Raw genomic sequence first — 6,508 nt, 5'->3', positions numbered from 1 at the left:
GCCGTCTCGTTGGAGCTCTCCGCGAACTTGCGGATCAGCTCCTCGAAGATCAGGCCCATGCCGAAGTTGGAGATGCGCGCCGGGCGCAGGTCGATCGCGGCGAAGCGCTGCACCACCTGGTACAGCAGGTTGTTGGAGGCGAGCTGCTGGACGAAATCCTCGAAGTGGAAGTGATCGAAGATCTCGCGGGCATGGGTGCTGAAGGACTCGATGTAGCTCATCAGGTCCTCGGCCGTCTGCGTGTCCGACAGACTGCCCAGCGATAGCGGCGAGGTGTTGAAGAATGGCTGCTCCGCCTTGCGCAGCAGAAGCTGCTCGCGAACGGTCTCCGACTTGTTCTCGTGCTCCTTCGCGGCGGCCAGCACGCCGTCCTTGGTCGGCTCCAGCACGCACTCCAGCCGCCGCAGCAGCGTGAACGGCAGGATCACCCGCCCGTACTGCGACTGCTTGAAGTCCCCCCGCAGCAGATCCGCCACCGACCAGATCCACGCCGCCGTCTCCGAATGATTCTCCGTGTTCAACGGCTACTCTCCTGTACTTTTATTGACCGACCCGAGGAAGGCGGTTTGGTTGGAGGCATTGTCCACCAATCCATGTTGGCCCGCGAACGCCCGAGCGAAACCTAGCTGGACACTTACACTCCAGTCTGCCGCTCAGAGGCGACCCTTTCCGTCGCCCCGGGGCAGACCTGCCCCGCTGATGGGTACTATTTCCAAAGGTTTCGGAACGCCCCGTCACGCAATCGCTTCGATCAGCTCCGGATCGTCCTCGACCGGGCGGTTCACGCGAGTCGACACTGGGTGATAGACGAGCACGTCGGGGTTCAGGCGAACGGTTTTCTCCCGGATACTCTGCCGCTCACTTAACTCGGGATCGAGCCAGCCCCACCGGCACACCGCGTCTAGCACAAGCTGCTTGCGGTCGTGGATATGCGCAAGACGATCCGAAGCGGGTTCGGTGATGATCGCGCAGCAGGCCCCACCGTCGGTCGTGGGTTCCCAGATACCCGCCATCATTAGGATGTCCTGCGGCGCATTCTCGGCGAGCGTGATGTAGAGGCCACGAAGGGTCGGACCCGGAACGGGGCCGCGCATGCGCTGGTGGCCTTGATCGGCAAGCTGTATGCCATCGAGCGCCGCCTCCGCGGCACGTCGGCGGAGCACCGCTACGAGGTGCGCCTCGCCGAATCGAAGCCGATCCTCGACGAGATCAAGACGTGGCTCGACGATAAGGCCCGGAAAGTGCTGCCCAAGGGCCTGCTCGGCGAGGCCATCCAGTACGCCCGGAACCAATGGCCGATCCTGGTCACGTTCCTGGAGGATGGTCACCTCGAGATCGACAACAACCGAGCCGAGAACGCCATCCGGCCGTTCGCCGTGGGCCGCAAGACCTGGCTGTTCTCCGGCAGCCCCAAGGGGGCCGAGACCAGCGCGATGCTCTACACCCTGGTGGAGACCGCGAAGGCCGCCGGACTCGAACCACGCGCCTACCTGCACTACCTGTTCGAGACCCTGCCGACGGCGACCACCCCGGACGCCATCGAAGCCCTCCTGCCGCACCGCCTCACCCCGGACGATCTCAAAATCCCGACTCCGAACCTGTAAGCCGCAGCCCCTGGGTTGCCCGGACGCTTACGGACGGGCCGGCCACCGGTGCTACGATTCTCGACCTGACCTGGATGCCTCTCGTGGCAACTCTTCATGACCTCGTGACGTAGTTGTTCCTGCAATCCCGAGCTCGGTTACTCCGACCCCGATCCCCGCTTGCAGGCGAGGCCGCCCGACAGTCGGATGCTACGATGCTAGACTTGACCCTCTACCCGAAAGAAGCCGCAGCGCACGGCATCTCGCTTCGCAAGCTCTTCTAGGAAATGTGGACCCTCTACACCGAGCAGCAAAAGGCCAAGAAGAACTAAATGCCCGTCAATCTCGACAAACCGCAGAACTGGAAGACCGATATCGCCGCCTCGGTCGATATGTATAACCAGTGGTTCATTAATTTTGCGCCCGAAGCCTTCCGGGAAACGCGGATCAAGGCCACCAAAGACGTTGAATCCGCCCTTGCCGACACCGCCAACCTGACAGACGTGACCCCGGACATTCTGCGCCAATGCCCTGGAGTGTTGCCGACCCTTCGCATGTCCACTTGCCCGCCGCTGGCCGTTGATAGGCTCATCGGCCTTGCAGGCGTATCGCCAAACCTTGTGAAAAACCTGGAACAGAACAAGCTCCCCGCACGGATGAAGCGGGCAGACCTCGACGCCGGGCTGACCATGATCGGCGATATCATCGAGAAAATGGCCGATCCTGATATCTTTGTCTGGATAGGCCGGGACGCGCCGCCCGCCGAGGCTGAAATCCACCGCGCCGCCACCATCGTTGCCGACCGGCTTTGCGGCAGTGTGGCAAATCCCATCATCCGCAATGCCCAAGAACGCCGCCAGCTCGCCTATATCGCCGAATGGCTGGAATCACGCGGCTACACGAGGTTACCGGACGGCTATAATGGCACCTTCCGCGAAATGTCCCCTGGCACCTATTCATTCCGCATGAATGTCCCCGTAGGAGGCGATAACGGCAGCAACAGCATCAACATCCCCGTTGATGCTGTCATCATGCGCCAGGACGCCCAGGAGGGCGAATTCCCGCTCTTGGTCGAAGCGAAGTCCGCAGGCGACTTCACCAACACCAACAAGCGCCGCAAGGAAGAAGCCCAGAAGGTCAACCAGCTCCGCCACACCTACGGTGCAGACGTTGAATTTATGCTGTTCCTCTGCGGCTACTTCGATAGCGGCTATCTCGGTTACGAGGCCGCAGAAGGAATTGATTGGGTGTGGGAACATCGCATCGACGATTTCCAGGAGTTTGGCCTATGATTGCGACGGACATAGAAGCCCTGGAGGAACAGCGCCTTGCCCTGCAAGCGCAACTCGACGGCGGCAAAACCGCCGAAGACCGCAACCGTATGGGCCAGTTTGCGACCCCGACCGCCCTTGCCCGTGAAATCCTCGCCCACGGCATCCGCCTTCTACCCGAAGATCAGCCGATCCGCTTCTTTGATCCCGGCATTGGCACCGGCTCATTCTATTCCGCCTTGCGGGCTGTTGCGCCCGAAGAGCGCATCGAGAGCGCACAAGGTTTCGAGATCGACCCGCACTATGGCGCACCCGCCCAAGCGCTCTGGCAGGATACGCCGCTTGTGATCCATGCCGAAGACTTCACCAGGGCGACGCTGGAAGGGCAGGGGGCAAACCTTCTGATCTGTAATCCTCCCTATGTCCGGCATCATCACCTGTCCGGCCCGCAGAAGGCCGCGCTGCAACAGCGCACCGAAGACGCGTGCGGCGTGAAGATTAACGGCCTGTCCGGCCTCTATTGCTACTTCATGGGGCTATCGCACCCCTTCATGGCCGAAGACGGCATCGCCGCCTGGCTCATCCCGAGCGAATTCATGGGCGTGAACTATGGCCGGATGCTCAAGCGCTACCTTTTGGAAAAGGTCACGCTCCTGCAAATCCACCGCTACGATCCCCAGAACGTGCAGTTTGACGACGCGCTTGTGTCCTCTGCCGTGGTCTGGATTAAGAATACGCCGCCGCCCGCAGATCATGCCGTTACCTTTTCCTATGGCGGCACACTCGCAAAACCCGCACTTTCGCGCGAGGTTGCCGCGACAGAGCTTGCCCATGAGCCCAAATGGACACGCTACCCCCAGGCCGACAATGCCTCTCAGCGCGCCGGAATCTCGCTAGGCGACCTGTTCGATATCAAGCGCGGCCTAGCCACCGGCAATAACAGCTTTTTCATCATGGACCGTGCCCAGATCGAAGAGCGCGGATTGCCGATGGAGTGTTTTACACCAGTTCTACCCGGCTCGCGCTATATTCCCGAAGACGAGATCGAAGCCGACGCAGACGGTTTGCCGCTGATCGACAAGCAGCTTTTCTTGCTCGATACCCGCTTGCCCGAAGATGAGATCGCGAAAGTCTACCCGGCTCTTGCCGCCTACCTTACCACTGGCAAGAAGGGCGAGAAGGCTGTTGCTGATAGGTATCTTTGCCGATCACGCAAGCCTTGGTACGCCCAAGAGAACCGCCCCGCCGCACCTATAATTTGCACCTACATGGGACGGAGCAGGGCAGGTGGCAAACCGTTCCGCTTCATCCTGAACAGGTCGGATGCTACCGCCTGCAACACCTATCTAATGCTCTATCCCAAGCCGTTCCTGGCGCACGCCGCCGACAAGAATCCGACGATCATGCGCGCTGCCTGGGAGTTTTTGAACGAGATCGATCCGGACGAGCTGCTAGGGCACGGCCGTGTTTATGGTGGCGGCTTACACAAGCTCGAACCCAAGGAGCTGCGCGGCTTCCCGGCGGAAGACCTCATCGCCCGTCTGCCAACGATTAAGCCGCTCCGCAAACGGTTAGGTTTGTTGGATAAGGCTGTCGCCTGACCGCTCTGACATCGACCCCTTGATCGCGAATGATGTGCGACAAATCCTTTCCGGCCTGGCCACGGTTGTAGTTGGGGTAGGGGCTTTACACCGCGGCGGAACGACAAAAGAATGTATTTCGCTGGACGCTTACGGTAGGCGTTGGTCAGTGACGGCATGAGGTCTTCGTTCACCGCAACCAGCAGCACACGATAATCCATCAAGAGATCCCAGCGGACCGCTTGGCCAAAGCCAATACGGTAGAACTCCGGCCCGAAGCGATCAGGATCATCCATGGAGTAGACCACGGCTTCCTTGTCCTCCGCTTTCTGTTTCGACGACCCCCCGAAAATCCGCGGCGTGGCGGTCATGTACGGCCGCTTGCAGGCCTTGACCACGCTGTTGTCGTGCACCTTCACGAAGTCCGAAGCTTCTGAATCCGCCACCGTCACGCCCGTCGTTCGGTGGGCTTCATCGCAAACCACAAGATCGAACTCCCCGAGTCCCTGCAGCTGAGCATCAGCGACCACCTGGATGGACTGATAGGTCGAGAAGATGACCGTCCGACGTTCGGGGTCGTGCTTTTCGAACAGCTTGCTGTGTTCGGCCAGCTTGATCGGATTGGTCGTCGCCGGGTACGCGAGGTCATGGGTGCGCATGTCCTCGTGGTCCTTACCGACCTGGCTGTCCGAGCACACGGCGAACGCGTGGAAAGGCGTCTCGGAGTGTGCGGTCCATTCACGCAAGGTCTGAGACACCAGCGAGATCGAGGGCGCCAGGAAAAGGATGCGGCCACCCTTCGGTACCAGGGATTCGGCGATCCGTAGCGAAGCGAACGTCTTCCCGGTACCGCAAGCTATGATGAGCTTGCCCCGTTCGCTCGTCTCGAACCCCGTAAGGGTGGCGTCCAGGGCCTCCTGCTGATGCTCGCGAAGCTTCCGTTTCTTCTGGAGCTTGATCGGAGACGGATCGTGGCGGCTGTACTCGCTCCAATCGACAGGGCTTTCATCGAGGTCCTGGACTCGCAGGCGCTCAACCGGAGTCGTCTGATTTTCGAGGGCCTTTTCGGCTTCACTCGACCATTTATCCGTAGTCGATACGATGAGGCGGTTACTGAAAAACTGCTCACCATCCCGAGTCGGGAAGCGTTTACCGGACTCCGTGAAGAACGAGTCGATGTCCGACTTCGACAACGTGTTTTCGGGTAGATAGAACTTCCACTAGATCGCCCAGTATTCCCCGGTCGCGCGTTCCCTGGCCACGAGATCGATTCCGGCGTCACGCCCCCAGCGATCCGGCCATTCGTTCCAGAGCCACACATCCTCGAGACGATCGGCATACTGAGGGTCCGTCACGAGGTAATTCGCGATCAGCTTCTCGAACTGGTCCCCGACTCCCCGGTTGTCGCGTGCACGCTCGCGAAACTCCGCAAGGATGTCGTGAATAGTCGCGCTCTCAGTCACGCCCCAATCCCTTGTTGAATCAATCTCGACAAGCTAACAGTGGTCGGACCCGTGACACCCGCGCCCTGCCGCAATATCCAGCATCCCGGATCTTGATCATATCCGGCCCTATCTGATGCGGTAGCTTCGTTGCGTGCTGCAGGCACTACGCTGGTGCGCGATTCTCGCTTACAAAGCGCATTTCGCGCTTGATCGGCTCGAAATTACAGCTCAACCCGTTTGTTTGGAGCCATGTTCCCCGTGGCGAGACGCGCCCTCACGGTCCGTTCGTGCTCCTCCGCGCCACGGGCTTCTGGTGACCGCTCATCCACCGTTATGGTGCTGACGATCTGGCCCATGACGTCGGCGCAGAACCGGCAAAAGCGCTTCTGCGTACTGCCCAGCGAGCCCTTTGTCACGGAGGTACGCCGCTGCTCCCCCGCCACAAACTCGCGTATGCGGCCCGACCATCACAGTGTCCTTGGCCTCGATGGCGAACAGGGTGACCGGGAGACGGGCCGCACCCCGTACCTCCACGAAATAGAGAGTTTCCCTTCCTCTCATCGCTATGTCCCCCTTTGCTTGTTGTGGCGTAAGGGTATCCGACCCATTCCTGAAAAACAGGGCGCGAC

The 6,508-nt window shown here is 60.4% G+C and carries 4 protein-coding genes and 2 pseudogenes; 3 read left to right on the top strand and 3 right to left on the bottom strand.

Translation table 11 applies throughout. The features are described from left to right. A partial coding sequence (locus F618_RS0114275; RefSeq protein ID WP_026331251.1) for a type I restriction-modification system subunit M N-terminal domain-containing protein occupies positions 1 to 521 on the bottom strand: 521 nt, incomplete at its 3' end. Between the two features lie 213 nt (positions 522 to 734). Continuing rightward, a pseudogene (locus F618_RS15115) lies at positions 735 to 1,055 on the bottom strand (SOS response-associated peptidase family protein); the annotation flags it as partial. Between the two features lie 51 nt (positions 1,056 to 1,106). On the opposite strand from F618_RS15115, the gene F618_RS15110 reads away from it, so the two are divergent. From F618_RS15110 to F618_RS16495, 3 genes are all read left to right on the top strand, one after another. Then, on the top strand, positions 1,107 to 1,604 hold the full coding sequence (locus tag F618_RS15110; RefSeq protein WP_231362692.1) for a transposase: 498 nt from the start codon (positions 1,107 to 1,109) through the stop codon (positions 1,602 to 1,604). A gap of 311 nt (positions 1,605 to 1,915) precedes the next feature. Continuing rightward, positions 1,916 to 2,875 (top strand): XamI family restriction endonuclease, encoded by a 960-nt coding sequence (locus F618_RS0114260; protein WP_019568971.1) that lies wholly within the window; start codon positions 1,916 to 1,918, stop codon positions 2,873 to 2,875. Further along, a complete protein-coding gene (locus tag F618_RS16495; RefSeq protein WP_019568970.1) occupies positions 2,872 to 4,455 on the top strand; it encodes an Eco57I restriction-modification methylase domain-containing protein in 1,584 nt (527 codons plus the stop codon). The genes F618_RS0114260 and F618_RS16495 overlap by 4 nt, the downstream gene beginning before the upstream one ends. 344 nt (positions 4,456 to 4,799) lie before the next feature. Here the strand turns inward: F618_RS16495 and F618_RS16485 are convergent. After that, positions 4,800 to 5,789: pseudogene (locus tag F618_RS16485) on the bottom strand (DEAD/DEAH box helicase family protein); the annotation flags it as partial. Between the last annotated feature and the right edge of the window lie 719 nt (positions 5,790 to 6,508).

It is taken from the genome of Thioalkalivibrio sp. ALMg13-2 (genome assembly GCF_000381185.1).
GTDB lineage: Bacteria > Pseudomonadota > Gammaproteobacteria > Ectothiorhodospirales > Ectothiorhodospiraceae > Thioalkalivibrio > Thioalkalivibrio versutus.
This window is presented reverse-complemented; position numbering and strand designations above follow the sequence as displayed.